Genomic DNA, 16,268 nt, shown 5'->3' with positions numbered 1-16,268 from the left:
CCTCCGCCGTGGGGCGGAAACGTGGTCGGTTCTCGTGACTTCTGGGGCCGCAGCCGGCGTCGGCGCGGGACAACCGCATCACGGCGCGGATCCAACTGCGCTCATGCAGCGACGTCATCCAGAAGTCACGAGAACTGACCACTCCCGAGCCAGCCAGGCTCGACGCTCATCGCCGGGCTATCCGGGAGGAGCGGCGCGCCGCGCAAGGCGACCAAGCTCGCTGATGGGGCGGCCGTCCGAACGGAGGAAGCGGGGACGCCGGTCTCAGGGGCGGCTCAGGGTCACCCCGGATACCGGGCAGGGCGCGTCCCGGGCAGGCTGGAGCCATGAGTCAGCAGCACCCCGCCGGTTCCTCCTCCGAGCGCACCGAGTCCTGGCGCAGCAGCCTGCCCCGCCGTTCCCGCCGTCGCCTCCTCGCGGGCGTCTGCGGCGGGCTAGCGCGTGAGTGGGGCGTGAGCCCGACGCTCGTGCGCCTCGGCTGCCTCGCCGCCGCCCTCCTCCCGGGCCCGATGTGGCTCGCCTACGCCGTCGCCTGGGTCCTCATGCCCGCCCCCGACGGCGAGTAAGCCCAACGCAGGGCATTCCTCGCTCGCGCTCGGGCGCGATCCAGCCGCAACACTGTCCAGGACTCGTCACTTTCGGTCCCCGCCCCACGCACCCCGCGGGGGACGCCCGCGTCATTCCGCCGTTGCTCGGGCCGCCGCCTCCGGCGCACCCGTTGGAGTCACGAGAACTGGACAGTTCGCGAGAGATGACAGCAGGTCCCGTGCCTACCATCGGTCATGCGCCCTCGCCGCGGCACCATCACCGACCGCACCCTCCTGGGCGCGGTGACCGTCGCGACGGCCATCATCGTCCTTGTCATCCTCCAGGTCCGCACCGCCGGGCTGGGGCCCGATCCCGCACGCGGGTGGGACTGCAACATCAGCTGCACCGACCTGTGGGCCGACGCCCGCTCCCACTACGCCCGCACCAGCTACCTCGCAGCAGCGGCCGCCGTCCTCGGCTGGACGCTCATGGGCACGAGCCGCCCAGCCCGGAGCTCCTGCCCGCGACGCTTCCGGTGGCCGATGGTGCTCGTGGCACTAGTCGCCGTCCTCCTCATCAACACAGCACTGGCTCTGAGCGAACTCCCCCTGTTCGTGCTGGGCCAGCCGGCCCTCGTCCTGGGAAACCTCACGGCGACCCTGCTGACGGCGGTGCTGTCGTGGTGGGTGCTGCGGCGCTGTTCGCACGGAGACGCCTGGTCCTGGTGGGTCTCCGGCGCGATCGTTGTCGCCGGGGCCGTCGCCTTCTGGGCGGTGCTCGGACTGGCCGTGCAGGCCAGCGCCCCGATCCCCATCTTCGTCGGGTTCCTCGCGCCCGGGATCGTCGACGTGGGCGCGCTCCTCGTCCTGGTGCTCCAACGCCGGGCAGCAACCCAGGAGACCACCCGTCCCGATCCTGGGGCCATCCCGACGTCCGCTCCCGGGTCCACCTCCGAGTCCGACACCACCCCGCGCCGACACCGCTCCACGCTGCTGAGCGCGGCGCTCGCGGTCGCCGTCATCGGCCTCGGCCTGTGGGCAGCCCGCCCGGTCGACGCTCCTCCGCAGGACGCGACCGAGCTGTCCGTCGCCATCGCCTCGCAGCAGGCCTCACCGGCCCCCACTCCCGCCCACACCCCGAGCGGGACGCTGCCGCCCCTGGAACCGTCCGTCGTCCCTCCGCCGTCTGACTGGCGCGTGTGCGACGGCGCGGACCTCGCGATGACGGCCGAGGGCTGGGAGTCGGCGGCGGGCGACTCGTACGCCGTCCTCGTCGCCACCAACACGAGCGACACCCCTTGCGTCCTGAGCGACGCGCCGCTGCTCGCCGTGTCGCAGGGAGGCACGGACCTCCACCTGGCGCAGCAGCCGCTCGAGAGATCCCGCTTCACCTCGACACCGCCCGCGTCCGGCGTCGGTTTGCCCAAGGGCGCGTCCGCCCAGGCGTACCTCTTCTGGCACGGCTACCGGAACGCTGCCGACCAGACCACGCCCCAGGTGCTCACGGCACGAGTCCAGCAGGGCGACGACGCCGTACCCGTCGCCTTCGACGGCACCGCCGAGAGCGAGCTGCGAGCCGCGCCCTTCGACCTGGTCGACGGCGGAGCCATCGAGGTCGGGCGCTGGGAGCAGCGAACCGGCTGACAGCGCCCCTGCCCGCCCGCGCTCACCGGGCCCCGTACAGCGGGCGCGCCGCGTGCCCGCAGAGCCTGCCCCGCGAAGGAAAGGTGGTCAGTTCTCGTAACTTCTGAGCCAACTCCCGCCAGTCTGAGCGTGGCAACCGCGCCCTGAAGCCGATCCGACGGCGCTCACTCATCTACTTCCGCCAGAAGTCACGAGAACTGACCACGTCCGAACGAGCCTGGCGCAGCGCGCTCCAGTCAGCCCAGCGTCCGGCAGGAGCGGCTGGCCGCCCGCCGCCGGATCGCCTTGTCGTAGACGGCGACGTCGATGTCCGAGAAGGCGCAGATGACGATCGTCATCCCCGACTCGGGGTGCAGCGCGAGCCACGCCTCGATGGTGGCCAGGACGAGCGGCGCCGCCTCCTCCTTCGGGTAGCCAAAGACGCCGGTCGACACCGAGCACAGCCCCACAGAGTCCAGCCCGGACTCCCCCGCCACGGCCAGCACGGAGCGGTAGGAGCTCGCGAGGAGCTCGCGGTGCTCGTCGGTGAGCGGCCCCTCGACGATCGGCCCGACCGTGTGGATGACGTGCTCCGCGGGCAGGTGGTAGCCGCCGGTGAGCAGAGCGCGCCCGGTCTCCTCGGGACGGTCGCCGCGGGAGGCCATGTACTCGGCGCACTCGGCGCGCAGCCCGGGGCCGGCGACGGCGTGGATGACGTTGTCGATGCAGGTGTGCCCGGGCACGCGGCAGCCGAGCATGGCGGAGTTGGCGGCGTTGACGATGGCGCCGGCGCGCATGGTCGTGAGGTCGCCCTTCCACAGGGCCACGTGCTCCCCGAGGGCGCCGGTGAGGCCGTGGGTCTCGGCGAGCGTCGGCAGGGTGAGGGCGTCGGGGTCGCCAGCCTCGTGGGCACGGTCGCGGGACTCGTCGGCGAGCATCTCGTCGAGCTCCTCACGGACGTCGTCGTCGGGGATCTCTCGGGGCGGGCGGATGGTGAGGAGCCCGTCGAGGAGGCGGCGCAGCTCGACCGGGGGGAGCTCGGCGAGGGCGGCGGGCGGCGGGAACGCGGCGACGTCGCCGGCCTCGACAGCCTCGGTGGCGAACCAGTTGGTGAGGCGGGCGAGTCGGGCGTTGTCGCGGGCTGAGGTGTCGGGCATGGGACCAGGGTAGGGCCGACGACGGGCCCGGCCGCTCGTGTTGAGCGGCCGGGCCCGTGGTGGCTCGGTGGTGCTGAGCGCCGCGCCCGTCACGGGGCGGCGCCGTCGGCGCGGCTCAGGCCTGCTGGCCCTGCTTGGCCTGCTCCTCGGCGATCTTGGCCTTGACGTCGGCCATGTCGAGGTCGCGGACCTGCTCGATGAGGGAGTCAAGGGCCTTGGCCGGGAGGGCACCGGCCTCGCGGTACACGAGGACGTCGTCGCGGAAGACCATGAGGGTCGGGATGGAGGAGATGCCGAGTGCGGAGGCGAGGCCCTGCTCGGCCTCGGTGTCGACCTTGGCGAAGGTGATGTCCTCGTTCGCCTCGGAGGCCTTCTCGTAGACGGGGGCAAAGCGCTGGCACGGGCCGCACCAGGAGGCCCAGAAGTCGACGAGGGTGATGCCGTCGCCGCGGACGGTCTCGTTGAACTGCTCGCCGGTGATGTTGGTGGTGGCCATGAGTGATCCTTTCCAGACGGGGGTGCTGGTGGGCGCAACAGGCTGGTCCGTCCGGGTATTCCACGGCGGGCCGCGCGTCCCTTTCGCTTGTTCGGTCACCTTCCGTTGAGACCAAGGTCCTGACGCGGGAGGATGGGGGCGTCCAACGCCGGGCGGCCCCGACGTCGGACCTGACGACGCCGCTGGGTGCGCCCCCACCGAACGAACGGAGCACCCGTGCCCAAGCCGCCGATCGTCACCAACCCCCTCACCAACCGAGGCACCGCCTTCACGCGGGAGCAGCGCGAGGCGCTCGGGCTCGTGGGCCTGTTCCCGCCGGCGATCGAGACCCTGGACCAGCAGGAGATCCGTACCTACCGGCAGCTGAGCTCCTTCACGGAGCCGATGGACAAGTACGTCTTCCTCGACCAGCTCCACGACCGCAACGAGACGCTCTACTACCGGGTGCTCACGGACCACCTCACCGAGCTCCTCCCGATCATCTACTCCCCCACCGTGGGCGACGCGATCAAGGAGTGGAGCCGCGAGTACCGCCGCTCCCGCGCCGTCTACCTCTCCGTCGACCGGATCGAGGACGTACGCCTCTCCTTCGAGAACCTCGGCAAGGGCCCCGACGACGTCGACCTCATCGTCGTCTCCGACGCGGAGGCGATCCTCGGCATCGGCGACTGGGGCGTCAACGGCACGGACATCTCGGTCGGCAAGCTCGCCGTCTACACGGCCGCCGCGGGCATCGACCCCAACCGGACGATTGCCGTCAACCTCGACTGCGGCACCGACAACCAGCTGCTTCTCAACGACCCGACCTACCTCGGCAACCGCCACGCCCGCGTCCGCGGCGAGCGCTACGACGCGCTCATCGACGAGTACCTCAAGGTCGCCTCGGAGATGTTCCCGCACGCGCTGCTCCACTTCGAGGACTTCGGCGCCGCCAACGCCCGCCGCATCGTCGAGGCGAACCGCGACCGCTACCGCGTCTTCAACGACGACATGCAGGGCACCGGCGCGATCGTCATCGCGGCGGTCATGGCCGGCATGAAGGTCACCGAGCAGACCTTCGCGGACCAGAGGCTCGTCGTCTTCGGCGCCGGCACCGCCGGCACCGGGATGGCCGACCAGATCGCCGCCGGCATGGTCCGTGACGGCCTCACCCCGGAGGAGGCGCGCAAGCGCGTCTGGCTCATCGACCGCAACGGCCTCGTCACCGACGACATGGAGAACCTGCCCGACTACCAGAAGCCTTACGCCCGTCCGGCCGGCGAGGTCACTCACTGGGCCCACGAGCACGGCCAGGTCGGCCTCCTCGAGACGGTGCGGCGCGTGGAGCCGACGATCCTCATTGGGACGTCCGCCCAGCACGGCGCCTTCTCGCGTCCCGTCATCGAGGCGATGAGCGACGGCGTCGAGCGCCCGATCGTGCTGCCCCTGTCCAACCCGACGGAGCGCATCGAGGCCATGCCCCAGGACATCATCGCCTGGTCGAAGGGCAAGGCCCTCGTCGCCACGGGCATCCCCGTGCAGCCCTTCGAGTACGAGGACACGCTCTACCGCATCGGTCAGAGCAACAACGCGCTCCTCTTCCCGGGCCTCGGGCTCGGCACGATCATCTCGGGCGCGACCGCGGTGACGGACGGGATGCTGCTCGCGGCCGGTGAGGCCGTGGCGAGCCAGGTGGACCCGCGCGCCCTGGGCGCTGCTCTGCTGCCGCCGGTGGAGCACCTGCGGGCCTCCTCCGCGCAGGTGGCCGTCGCGGTCGCCCGGCAGGCGGAGAAGGAGGGCGTGGCCACGGTCCACCACGACAACCTCATCCAGGCCGTCCAGGACGCCATGTGGTGGCCCACCTACCCGGAGATCACGGAGACGCGGGACGCGGGGACGGCGGCCGAGTCGGAGGCCGTCATCGCCGAGTCCGAGCCGATGATGCCCGTCATCGAGGACGCGGAGGACACCGCCTCCGCTGACGGCCGGTTCGACGACGACACGACGACGAAGCGGTCGAAGGGCTCGGCCACCGCGAAGGCCTCGAAGAGGGCCTGACGAACCGGGCCGCCTCCGGATCCTCCACGAGGGTCCGGAGGCGTCCTCGTACCGGCAGTGCCCCGGCACTGTCTCGGCACTGTCTCGGCAGCCCACGTCCAGCCCGCTCAACGACCAGGAGCTTCAGCATGACGACTCGCGGGATCGACCACATCGGCGTCACTGTCCCCAGCGTCGAGGAGGCGACGAGCTTCTTCGTCCAGGCGCTGGGGGCGCAGCTCCTCTACGACACCCTCCCGCGTGAGGACGGTCCCCGGGGCGGTGCCGCCACGACGCAGCGACTGGGCGTGCCCGGCGGCACCGACGAGATCGCGATCCGCATGCTGCGCCTGCCCAACGGCCCTGGCCTGGAGCTCTTCGAGTTCGCGGGTCCGCGGCAGCGCGACGCGGCGATCCCGAGCGACATCGGCTGGCAGCACGTCGCCGTCTACACCGACGACCTCGAGGCGGCCATGGCCGCGGTGGTGGCCGCCGGAGGCTCCCTGCTGGCTGAGCCGCGCCCTCTGCCCTCGGTCGAGGCCGGTGAGCGCAACCGCTTCGTGTACGCCCGGACCCCGTGGGGCAGCACCCTGGAGCTCATCACGTACCCCGACCAGCAGCCCTACACCCAGGACACCGAGCTGCGCCGCTGGCGCCCCTGAGACGGGCTGGGAGCGAGACGACGGCGCGGAGCGCGGCGTTCTCGACGAGCAGGAGTCACGACGGCGGGGCGGGAACCAGGTCATCCTGGTTCCCGCCCCGCCGTCGTGCGTGGCCGGACGCAGCCGTCAGCGCGCGGCGACGATCTCCTGTGCGACAAGCTCCGCGAGCTCGACGGCGTTGAGGGCCGCGCCCTTGCGCAGGTTGTCGCCGACGGCGAAGAGGTCGATGCCGTGGCCCTCGTCGAAGGCGCCGTCGGCGCGGACGCGGCCGACGAAGGTGCCGTCGCGGCCGGCGCCCTTGAGGGGGCTGGGGACGTCCTCGTAGGTGACGCCGGGGGCGTTCTTGAGGAGCTCGATGGCGCGCTCGGGGCTGATCTCCCGCTCGAACTCGGCGGAGACGGCGACGCCGTGACCGCAGAAGACGGGGACGCGCACGCAGGTGCCGGAGACGCGCAGGTCCGGGATGGAGAGGATCTTCCGGGACTCGTTGCGGAGCTTCTGCTCCTCGTCGGTCTCGCCGGAGCCGTCGCCGGCGTCGTTGCCCGCCCAGGCGACGGCGTTGAAGGCGATGGTGTCCACGTAGACGCTCGGGGCCGGGAACTCGACGGCGCGGCCGTCCAGGGCGAGGCCCTCGATGTCCTGCCCGCCCTCGACGACGTCGCGCACCTGACCGGCGAGCTCGGCGACGCCGGCGCGGCCGGAGCCGGAGACGGCCTGGTAGGTGGAGGCGATGAGGCGCTTCAGGCCGACCTCGTCGTGGAGCACCTTGAGGGCCGGCATGATCGCCATGGTCGTGCAGTTGGGGTTGGCGATGATGCCCTTGGGGCGGTTCGCGATGGCCTCGGGGTTGACCTCGGAGACGACGAGCGGGACCTCGGGGTCCTTGCGCCAGGCGGAGGAGTTGTCGACGACGACGGCGCCCGCTGCGGCGAACTTCGGGGCGTACTCCTTGGAGGCGGCGCCGCCTGCGGAGAAGATGGCGACGTCGATGCCGGAGAGGTCGGCCGTGGCGACGTCCTCGATCTCGACCTTGGCGCCGCGGTACTCGACGACAGTGCCGGCGGAGCGGGCGGAGGAGAAGAAGTGGACGGCCTTGGCGGGGAAGTCGCGCTCGTCGAGCATGGCGCGCATGACGCGCCCGACCTGCCCGGACGCGCCCACGACGGCGACGGTGACGCCGTCGGAGGGACCCTGGTACTCGTTGACGGGGCTGCTCATGGTGCTTCCTTCCTGACCGCTCAGCGGCCGGTCCCGCCGTAGACGACGGCCTCGGTGTCCTGGGCGTCCAGGCCGAAGGCTGTGTGGACGGCGCGGACGGCCTCGTCGAGGACGGCGTCGTCGACGACGACGGAGATACGGATCTCCGAGGTGGAGATCATGTGGATGTTGACGCCGGCCTCGGACAGGGCGCTGAAGAGCCTGGCGGAGACGCCCGGGTGGGAGCGCATGCCGGCGCCGACGAGGGAGAGCTTGCCGATGTCCGGGTTGAAGTGGATCGACTTGTAGCCGAGCTCGTCCTTAGCGGCCTCGAGGGCGGCGCGGGCGTCCGCGGAGTCGCCGTCGGGGCAGGTGAAGGAGATGCTGGTCAGTCCGGTGCCCTCGGCGGAGACGTCCTGGACGATCATGTCGATGTTGGCGTCGGTGCCGGCGACGATCGCGAAGATGCGAGCGGCGGCGCCGGGGACGTCGGGGACGCCGACGAGGGTGATCTTGTCCTGGCTGCGGTCGTGGGCGATGCCGGAGATGACGGGGGCTTCCACGTTGTCCTCCTTGGCGGACGGGTGGGGCCGGGCCTCGGCCCGGGCGGAGATGGCGCGGTCGTGGGCGGCGCCGACGGATCCGCCGTCGGGCGCGGGGGTGCCGACTGGGGCGACGACGCGACCGGTGGCGCCGTCGAGCCGGGGGCTCTGGGTGTGCTGTGCGGCGGACGGGACCGGCGCGGGCTCGTCGTCCTCGGCGACGACGTCGTCGAGCTGGGCCGCTGCGAGGGGCGGGACGAAGGCGCCCTCGCTGCGGCCGTCGTAGATCCAGGTGCCGGTCTTGTCCGAGAAGGAGGAGCGCACGTGGATGGGAACCCCGAAGCGGCGGGCGTACTCGACGGCCCGCAGGTGGAGGATCTTGGCGCCGTGGGCGGCCATCTCGAGCGTCTCCTCGCTCGTGAGGGACTCGATGCGGCGGGCGGTGGGAACGATGCGGGGGTCCGCGGTGAACAGGCCGTCGACGTCGGTGTAGATCTCGCAGACGTCGGCGTTGAGGGCAGCGGCGAGTGCGACGGCGGTCGTGTCGGAGCCGCCACGCCCGAGGGTGGTGACGTCCTCGACCTCGTTGACGCCCTGGAAGCCGGCGACGATGGCGACGGCGCCCATCTGGATGGCACGGGCGACGCGCTCGGGCAGGACGCCGACGATGCTGGCGCGGCCGTACTTGGAGTCGGTGAGGACGCCGGCCTGGGCGCCGGTGTAGGCGCGGGCGGGGACGCCGAGCTCGTTGATGGCCATGGCGAGCAGGGCCATGGAGATGCGCTCACCGGCCGAGAGGAGGATGTCCATCTCGCGAGCGGGGGCGTCGTCGGTGAGGGCGTCGGCCATGTCGAGGAGGTCGTCGGTGGTGTCGCCCATGGCGGAGACGACGACCACAACGGTGTTGCCGGCCTCGCGGGTGGCGACGACGCGCTTGGCGACGCGGCGCATCGCCTCGACGTCCGCGACGGACGATCCGCCGTACTTCTGGACGACCAGTGCCATGTGAGGGCTCCTCAGCTCGGGGTCACCGCGGCCGCACGGTGCGGCTCGGGAACCGTGCCGGGGACACGGGCCGACGCCGCGCGGGTGCCTCGCCAGTGTAGTGGCGTCCGATCCGTGGGCCGCCCGGGTCCTCCATCGCGAGACGCCTCCGGGGGCGGGGCTCGGGTGAGGGCAGGCAGGGGCGGCTCCGGTGCGCGGTGGGCTGGCGCTCGGCGGGTCCTGGACCGAGTGGGGGGGCAGGCGGAGTAGGCCCGGAGGACCGGGCGGGCTCAGTCCTCGACGCGGCGACGGCCCTCAAATGCGCGTCCGAGGGTGACCTCGTCGGCGTACTCGAGGTCGCTTCCCACGGGCAGGCCGGAGGCGAGGCGGGAGACGGGCACGTCCATGGTGCGGAGCATCCGGGTGAGGTAGGCGGCCGTGGCCTCGCCCACGACGTCGGGGTCCGTGGCCAGAATGACCTCCTCGACGTCGGCGACACGGGCGAAGAGCTCGCGGACGCGCAGGTCGTCCGGACCGACGCCGTTGATGGGGTCGATGGCGCCGCCGAGCACGTGGTAGAGCCCGCGGTACTCGCGGGTGCGCTCGATGGCGACGACATCCTTCGGCTCCTCGACGACGCAGATGACGCGTTGGTCGCGGCGGGGGTCCTTGCAGATGGCGCACTGCTCGGACTCGGCGATGTTGCCGCAGGTCTCGCAGAAGCGGACGCGGGCCTTGACGGCGCGGAGGGCCTCGATGAGACGGTCGACGCTGGAGGAGTCGGCGGCCAGGATGTGGAAGGCCATGCGCTGCGCGGACTTGGGGCCGATGCCGGGGAGCTCACCGAACTCGTCGATGAGGTCCTGGACGGCGCCCTCGTAGACGGCTGCCATGGTCAGAGTCCTTCCTGGTTGACGGTGACGTCCTCGAGGACGGTGGCGCCGAGGAGACGCTTGACGACCTCGAGGCCGACGACGCCGGCCTCCTCGGCGTCCTCGTCGTCCTCGGAGACGACGTCGTCGTCGATGCTGGCGGTGGAGCCGGGCCGCCCTTGGACGGCGCCGCGGCGGGGCGCGTCGCCCCGAGCGGCAGCGCGTGCGGCGGCGATGGCGGCGGAGACGCGCCCGGAGGCCTCGCCGGAGGGCGCCCAGGCGTCACCGGGACCGTCGGGGTCGCCGGGCTCCTCGGGAAGAGGGACGCCGTCCGAGAAGGTCTGGGGCCCGGACTGCCACTGGGCGGGTCCGGAGTCGGCGGCGGGTGCGTCCCAGCTGACGGGGGCGAGGCCGTGGCGGGGCTTGGCGCCGCCGGGCCCCGAGCCGGAGGCCCGGTTGGCTTCCGCTCCATCGGCGGACCTGCGCCCGTTCCCCGACCGTCCGGCCTCGGACGACGACGCGGCCCCGCCGGGGATCTCCGGCAGGGCTCGCAGACGGTGGACGGTGGCGAGGGGCGGTTCGTCGGGGGCGTCTCCAGCGTCGTCCTCGGGCGGCGCGCTGGAGGCGTCGGGCCGGCCCTCCCGGGCGCCCGGAGAGGTTGGCGAGGATTCAGGTGCGCCGCCGCCGGTGTGCTGGGAGGCGGTGGGGTCCGTGGCCGGGTCGCCCTCAGAGCCGCCCGGCTGCTCGCCGTCGACGGGAGTCGCCTCGTCAGCGGACGCTGGGTCCTCCTCAGGACGCTCCGCGGTATCCACGACCTCGGCGTCCTCGGCCTCGTGAGCCTCGTCGGAGCGCTGGGCAGCGGCGTGGGCCGAGGCAAGGGCGGGGTCTTCGGTCTGCTGGTCCTCATCAGCGTGGTCGCCCTTTTCCTCGGAGGCTCGGGAGGCGGCGGCCGCCTCCTGGGCGGGGGTGGGCCCGGCGTCGTCGGAGTCGGCGTCCGCGCGGGCGGGTGCCTGGCCGCCGGTCCCGGTGGTAGCGCCGTCCGAGGCCTCGTCGACCTCGGAGGGGCGGGCCGGCTCGGGCTCATTGACGGGGTTGGTGGTCTCCTCCGGGGCGACGTCGGCGGCCTGCTGGGAGGCCTGGGCCGCGGCCTCGGGCACGGCCGCGGCGGCCGCCTCGGCGCGGGCTCCTCCGGGCACGGCGACCTCACCCCAGCCGTCGTCGCCGACCGGCCCAGCGGGTGCCGCGGCTCGGGCCGAGGCGTCGGAGCCGGACGAGCCGCGGGGAGCTGGCGCTGAGGCGTCAGCGGGGGCGTCCCAGGCGGGGGCCTCGTCCCAGGCGGGCACGCCGCGCTGGCCTGAGGAGCCGGAGCGGCCGCCCTGGCCGCAGGCACCGGAGCCGCCGCCACGCTGACCGGAACCGTTCCGCGGGCCACCGTTCCCGCCCTGTCCGCTGGCGGGGCCACCGCCCGCGGGGCCACCGCCGTCGCCGCCGGCGAGGACAGCGTGGACCTCGAGGTCGAGCCCGAGGGCCTGGTGGATGGCGGCGGCGAGGATGGGGCCGTGACCGCCGTTCTCGAAGGCGCCGACCAGGCCGCGGGCGGTGAAGAGGACCTGGAAGACGCCGCCCTGGATGCTGCCCGGCTGCGAGTTGGGGCCGACGAGGGCCCAGGTGGCGCGCCGTGAGCGCTTGGCGGCGTCGAGCACCTCCTCCCAGCGGGTCCGGATCATCTCCGCGTCCGCGGCGGAGTCGCCCGAGGGACTGTCAGCGCCCGAGCCTGCCGCCGCAGAGCCGGAGGAGGAGGCTGCCGGTGCGTCGGTCTGCGCCGGCGCGGCGCCATCACGGCGAGGCGCCGCGTTCGAAGGACGGGCCGCGGACTCGCTGCGCGCGGTCGAGGGCACCTCGGACGGGGAGACGGACGCCTGCGCGGGCGCGTCACCGGGCCGCGCCCGGGCGTCCCAGTCGACCGCCACGTGCTGCGCCTGAGGCTCGGCGCCCGACTTCACGGGCTCGCCCTGGGCCACGGCGTCGTCCTGACCGCCCGCGCGACGCGCGATCTCCGCGGCGCGGGCCCGGCCACCGCCCTGACCGGCGGCAGGAGCCGGCCCACCGGCGAGGGCACCACCGGGTACCGGTGCGCCCTGACCGCCGGCGGCAGGCGCCGTCGGGCCCTGGACGGCCGGGGCTGCCGCGGGGGCGGCACCGGCGGCTCCCGCGGCCCGCTGGCTCGGGATGAGGAGGCGGGCCATGAGGAGCTCGAGCTGGAGGCGCGGCGAGGTGGCCCCGACCATCTGGGAGAGGGCCTGGGCCGTCATGTCCGCGGCGCGGGAGAGGCCGGCGGCACCGATCGTGCGGGCCTGGACCTCCATGCGCGCGAGCTCGTCCTCCGGCAGGGAGCCCAGCGCGGGTCCGGCCTCGGAGCCGGCGAGCGCGATGACGAGGAGGTCTCGCAGGCGCTGGAGGAGGTCCTCGACGAAGCGCCGCGGGTCGTGCCCCGAGGCGACAACGCGGTCCACCACGCGGAAGACCCCGGCGCCGTCGGCCGCGGCGATCGCGTCGACGCACTGGTCGAGCATGGTCGTGTCCGTGTAGCCGAGGAGCGCGACGGCGCGCTGGTAGTCGACCTCGCCGTCGACGGCGCCCCCGATGAGCTGGTCCATGACGGAGAGGGTGTCTCGCACGGAGCCTCCGCCGGCACGGGTGACGAGCGGGAAGACGCCCGCGCCGACCTCGACGCCCTCCGCCTCGCAGAGGTGGCCGAGGTAGCCCTCGAGGACGTCCGGCGGCACGAGGCGGAACGGGTAGTGGTGGGTGCGGGAGCGGATGGTCCCGATGACCTTCTCCGGCTCGGTGGTCGCGAAGATGAACTTGACGTGGGCCGGGGGCTCCTCGACGAGCTTGAGCAGGGCGTTGAAGCCCTGCGGGGTGACCATGTGGGCCTCGTCGAGGATGAAGATCTTAAAGCGGTCCCGGGCGGGGGCGAAGGAGGCGCGCTCGCGCAGGTCGCGGGCGTCGTCGACCCCGTTGTGGCTGGCGGCGTCGATCTCGACGACGTCGAGGCTGCCGGGGCCACCGGTCGCGAGGTCCCGGCAGGAGGGGCACTCGCCGCAGGGAGTGTCGGTCGGGTACTGCTCGCAGTTGAGGCAGCGCGCGAGGATGCGGGCGGAGGTGGTCTTGCCGCAGCCGCGCGGACCGGAGAAGAGGTAGGCGTGCGTGACCTTGTCCGCGCGCAGCGCCGCCATGAGCGGGGCGGTCACGTGGTCCTGCCCGATGACGTCCTGGAAGGTGTCTGGGCGGTAGCGGCGGTAAAGGGCGGTGGTCACGGTCCGACTCTAAACGGGGCCCACGACACCGTGCGAGACCCGTTACCCAGGAGGGTGCTGAGGCTGTGGAACGCCGCGCGCCTGCGGAACGCCCTGGCGCGGCGGCCTCGGGCCTCGCGGTGCCGAACGCGACGCCGGGGCGGCGTCGTCTCAGCCCACGGCCCGCGCGTGGATGAGCGCGGTGACAGCGATGACGAGCGCGCACCCGGCCAGGACGACCCCCTGCGCGAGCCCGATCCCGGTGGCGACGGCGCCGAGGGCGAGGAGCACCACCGCGCCGGCTGTCAGCGAGCCCCGGCCGGCGGTCGTCGTGACTCGGCCCAGGTAGAGGCTGCGCGCCACGAGGCAGACCGCGGGCCCAGCCACGAGGCACGCGGCGACGGGCAAGTCGATCGCCTGGGCGGGCGTCCCGACGACCTTCTTCGAGGCGACGGCGAGGACAACGACGGCGAGCAGCAGGACGCCCACCCAGCTGGTTGAGAGGCTGCCGACCTCGACCTCGGAGCGCGCGCCGTCGTCGTGCGCCTTCTGCGGGTCCACGTCGACGGCGTCGAAGAAGACGTGCCACGGCCCGATGAGGACCGCCAGGGAGGCGAGTGCGGTCGCCACCCGCGCGGGGTCGCGCACGTCCCCGGACAGGGCGGATTCGGTGGTGACGATGGCCTGGCCGAGGCAGATCAGGAGGAAGCGGCGCGTACGCGAGGCCTGGTGCTCGATGTCGAATCTCACCTCGGACAGGTCGTTGTCACGGTTCCACGGGACCGGATGCCCTAGCCGGGTGCCGAGGAGGTCGATGCCGAGCGCGAGCACGCACCAGGCCAGACGCGGTCCCGGGGCGGCGAGGGCGCCGAGCACCCACGGGACCGCGGAGAGCAGTGACCACGCGGACATGGCGGGCCGGTGGGCGCGCAGCTCGTCGTAGACGTCGTAGTGGCGGGCGGCGAGGGAGCGACCGACCTGGATGAGGACCATGGGGACGACGAAGCCCCAGGCGCCGGTCGCGAAGGCGGTCGGGATGGAGGAGTTCATGACGAGCCCGCCGCCCATGGTGGCGAGGATGATCCGTCCGGCGCCGTCCCGTCGGGCCAGGGTCATCGTCGACTCGATCATGGAGAAGGCCCAGATCGTGAGCATGGCGAGCCCCATGACGACGGTCTGGGCGACACCGGTCCAGGTGAGGTTCTCGCCGAGGTGGCTGCAGAGCTGGGAGACGGCGAAGGCCCAGACGAGGTCGAAGAAGAGCTCGAGGGAGGTGACTGGCTGGCGCCGGCGACGGCGGCCTCGGCGTCGACCCCCTCGGGTCCGTCCGGCGCGCCGGCCTCGTCCGCTTCGTCCTCTGGCTCGGTGGGGGCGTCAGGGGCGTCGTCGTTCACGCAGGATCTCCGTGGGACGTGGGAGCAGGGCGGTGCCGGCGGGGATGCTGGCGCGATCGTGCGGGGACGTGAGGACCCCCCGTGCACCCGTCAGAGCCCGCTTACCCTTGCTACCTTCCGGTCCTGGGGGATTCACTGGATGACGTCGCACGAGGGGCCGGGTGAGAGTGTACCCGACGGCGGCGGCGCTCCCGTACGGAGCCCCGTCACGCGCGGGTGACCGATCCCACCGCGATCGGCGGTCCGGTCGATTGGCACTCCGCCGGGGCGTCCGATATATTCCGTGTCTGTTGCACCAACCGGCACTCCACTGCCAACAGCGTGCAGCACCTGGAGGATTCGCCTAGTGGCCTATGGCGCACGCTTGGAAAGCGTGTTGGGTGCAAGCCCTCGGGGGTTCGAATCCCCCATCCTCCGCCACGACTATCGCCCGGAACCGCAACGGTTCCGGGCGATTCGCTTCTCCCCTGTCAACGCACGACGACAACAACGAGCCACACCACGCATGCGGTTATCCGCCCCAAGTCAGCGTCTTGGACCACGTCACGAGCGACGCAGGAAAAGACGGCACCAGCGCCCACGGGATGGGGACGGGCTCGGCAATCGCGTCGCGGTGGAGTTCGTTAGCGCCGAGGCACTGAGGGTTGCCGAGTCGGCGATGGACTGCCAGCCGAGTCGGCTCGCCATTGAGCTTGGGGTGCCATTGTGGGTAACGGAGGCGCGACGTCGGTCACTGCGGCACGCGGCCTAGGCGGGAGCGCTCGGCTCGTCCTAACGTCCGCGTATCACGGCTCGCACTCGTCTGCGCCGATGGTGACGCGACTCGTCGGAACGCCGAGGAGGCAGCATGCAGCCGATCTACCAATTCAAGAGCCACATCGAGGGGAAGAACGCGGACGTCGCGATCTACCCGGACCGTGTCGAGTGGTCGCGGAAGGGTTGGCTCGGCGCAGGTGCGAAGGCGACGATGGGGTTCATGACGATGGGGGCATCCCTGCTCGCGACTGGTATCCGGCGCAGCGAGGATGGAGACATCATCCCGATGTCCTGAAGCGCCCTGGGTTTCGTTCCGTGGTCAGGACGCAACGGGCGCTACGTCGTTGTGGTGAGTGTAGGTGGCTTCGACCTCCGCGGGCGTGCGGTAGCCCAGGGCCTCGTGCAGGCGGGTGGTGTTCCACCAGTGGACCCAACCCATCGTGGCGATCTCGACGGCCTGGGTTGACTCCCAGAGCCGCTTGGCGTGGATCAGCTCGGCTTTGTACAGTCCGTTGACCGTCTCGGCCAGAGCATTGTCATAGGAGTCACCCACGGTCCCGACCGAGGCCGTCACCCCGGCGGTGATCAGGGCGTCCGAGTACGCCAAGCTGACGTACTGGGCGCCTCTGTCGCTGTGGTGGATCAGGCCCTGATCGCCGCGGCTGGCGCCCGTGCACACCAGCGCGTGCTCGAGGGCGAGCAGCGGCAACCCCGCAGTGTGGAGGCTGCCCGAGACGGCCCAT

Annotated in this window: 12 protein-coding genes, 1 tRNA gene, 1 other RNA gene and 1 pseudogene; 6 read left to right on the top strand and 9 right to left on the bottom strand. The window is 72.5% G+C overall.

The window, feature by feature from the left end; all coding sequences use genetic code 11:
• Positions 1-326 precede the first annotated feature (326 nt).
• Complete coding sequence (locus IXW69_RS07620; protein WP_194785752.1) at positions 327-566, top strand: PspC domain-containing protein; 240 nt, start codon at positions 327-329, stop codon at positions 564-566.
• A gap of 216 nt (positions 567-782) precedes the next feature.
• Positions 783-2,171 (top strand): DUF4232 domain-containing protein, encoded by a 1,389-nt coding sequence (locus IXW69_RS07615; RefSeq protein ID WP_194785751.1) that lies wholly within the window; start codon positions 783-785, stop codon positions 2,169-2,171.
• 236 nt (positions 2,172-2,407) lie between these two features.
• Here the strand turns inward: IXW69_RS07615 and IXW69_RS07610 are convergent, their stop codons facing one another.
• Positions 2,408-3,307 (bottom strand): macro domain-containing protein, encoded by a 900-nt coding sequence (locus IXW69_RS07610; protein WP_194785750.1) that lies wholly within the window; start codon positions 3,305-3,307, stop codon positions 2,408-2,410.
• 115 nt (positions 3,308-3,422) lie between these two features.
• Complete coding sequence (gene trxA / locus IXW69_RS07605; RefSeq protein WP_194785749.1) at positions 3,423-3,803, bottom strand: thioredoxin; 381 nt, start codon at positions 3,801-3,803, stop codon at positions 3,423-3,425.
• 216 nt (positions 3,804-4,019) lie between these two features.
• On the opposite strand from trxA, the gene IXW69_RS07600 reads away from it, so the two are divergent.
• Positions 4,020-5,840 carry an NAD-dependent malic enzyme gene (locus tag IXW69_RS07600; protein WP_194785748.1) on the top strand — a complete coding sequence of 607 codons (1,821 nt, stop codon included), beginning with the start codon at positions 4,020-4,022 and terminating at the stop codon, positions 5,838-5,840.
• A gap of 128 nt (positions 5,841-5,968) precedes the next feature.
• Complete coding sequence (locus IXW69_RS07595; protein ID WP_194785747.1) at positions 5,969-6,481, top strand: VOC family protein; 513 nt, start codon at positions 5,969-5,971, stop codon at positions 6,479-6,481.
• Positions 6,482-6,607: 126 nt separating this feature from the next.
• On the opposite strand, the gene IXW69_RS07590 is transcribed toward IXW69_RS07595, so the two are convergent.
• From IXW69_RS07590 to ffs, 6 genes and pseudogenes are all read right to left on the bottom strand, one after another.
• Positions 6,608-7,699, bottom strand: a complete 1,092-nt coding sequence (locus IXW69_RS07590; RefSeq protein ID WP_194785746.1) for an aspartate-semialdehyde dehydrogenase — start codon at positions 7,697-7,699, stop codon at positions 6,608-6,610.
• 20 nt (positions 7,700-7,719) lie between these two features.
• Positions 7,720-9,225, bottom strand: a complete 1,506-nt coding sequence (locus IXW69_RS07585; RefSeq protein WP_194785745.1) for an aspartate kinase — start codon at positions 9,223-9,225, stop codon at positions 7,720-7,722.
• A gap of 269 nt (positions 9,226-9,494) precedes the next feature.
• A complete protein-coding gene (recR, locus tag IXW69_RS07580) occupies positions 9,495-10,097 on the bottom strand; it encodes a recombination mediator RecR (protein WP_194785744.1) in 603 nt (200 codons plus the stop codon).
• A 2-nt stretch (positions 10,098-10,099) separates the two neighbouring features.
• Positions 10,100-13,396, bottom strand: a complete 3,297-nt coding sequence (locus tag IXW69_RS07575; RefSeq protein ID WP_194785743.1) for a DNA polymerase III subunit gamma and tau — start codon at positions 13,394-13,396, stop codon at positions 10,100-10,102.
• A 150-nt stretch (positions 13,397-13,546) separates the two neighbouring features.
• Positions 13,547-14,641: pseudogene (locus tag IXW69_RS07570) on the bottom strand (low temperature requirement protein A); the annotation flags it as partial.
• Between the two features lie 195 nt (positions 14,642-14,836).
• Positions 14,837-14,931: signal recognition particle sRNA small type (gene ffs / locus IXW69_RS07565), an RNA gene on the bottom strand.
• A gap of 170 nt (positions 14,932-15,101) precedes the next feature.
• On the opposite strand from ffs, the gene IXW69_RS07560 reads away from it, so the two are divergent.
• Positions 15,102-15,189 (top strand) — tRNA-Ser (locus IXW69_RS07560).
• 427 nt (positions 15,190-15,616) lie between these two features.
• Positions 15,617-15,820, top strand: coding sequence for a hypothetical protein (locus tag IXW69_RS07555; RefSeq protein WP_194785742.1), 204 nt, complete (start codon positions 15,617-15,619; stop codon positions 15,818-15,820).
• 24 nt (positions 15,821-15,844) lie between these two features.
• Here the strand turns inward: IXW69_RS07555 and IXW69_RS07550 are convergent.
• Positions 15,845-16,268: integrase core domain-containing protein (locus tag IXW69_RS07550; RefSeq protein WP_228525068.1), on the bottom strand; the 424-nt coding region annotated here is incomplete at its 5' end.

This window comes from Actinomyces haliotis (assembly GCF_015355765.1).
Lineage (GTDB): Bacteria > Actinomycetota > Actinomycetes > Actinomycetales > Actinomycetaceae > Actinomyces > Actinomyces haliotis.
Note: the sequence above shows the minus strand (reverse complement) of the source record. Positions and strands in the feature narration are given on the sequence as shown.

What these genes read in the sequence shown, in the direction of transcription:
- IXW69_RS07620 (WP_194785752.1), top strand. Translation starts at nt 327, where the DNA reads ATGAGTCAGCAGCACCCCGCCGGTTCCTCCTCCGAGCGCACCGAGTCC.
- IXW69_RS07610 (WP_194785750.1), bottom strand. Translation starts at nt 3,307, where the DNA reads ATGCCCGACACCTCAGCCCGCGACAACGCCCGACTCGCCCGCCTCACC.
- IXW69_RS07555 (WP_194785742.1), top strand. Translation starts at nt 15,617, where the DNA reads ATGCAGCCGATCTACCAATTCAAGAGCCACATCGAGGGGAAGAACGCG.
- IXW69_RS07590 (WP_194785746.1), bottom strand. Translation starts at nt 7,699, where the DNA reads ATGAGCAGCCCCGTCAACGAGTACCAGGGTCCCTCCGACGGCGTCACC.
- trxA (WP_194785749.1), bottom strand. Translation starts at nt 3,803, where the DNA reads ATGGCCACCACCAACATCACCGGCGAGCAGTTCAACGAGACCGTCCGC.
- IXW69_RS07585 (WP_194785745.1), bottom strand. Translation starts at nt 9,225, where the DNA reads ATGGCACTGGTCGTCCAGAAGTACGGCGGATCGTCCGTCGCGGACGTC.
- recR (WP_194785744.1), bottom strand. Translation starts at nt 10,097, where the DNA reads ATGGCAGCCGTCTACGAGGGCGCCGTCCAGGACCTCATCGACGAGTTC.
- IXW69_RS07615 (WP_194785751.1), top strand. Translation starts at nt 783, where the DNA reads ATGCGCCCTCGCCGCGGCACCATCACCGACCGCACCCTCCTGGGCGCG.
- IXW69_RS07595 (WP_194785747.1), top strand. Translation starts at nt 5,969, where the DNA reads ATGACGACTCGCGGGATCGACCACATCGGCGTCACTGTCCCCAGCGTC.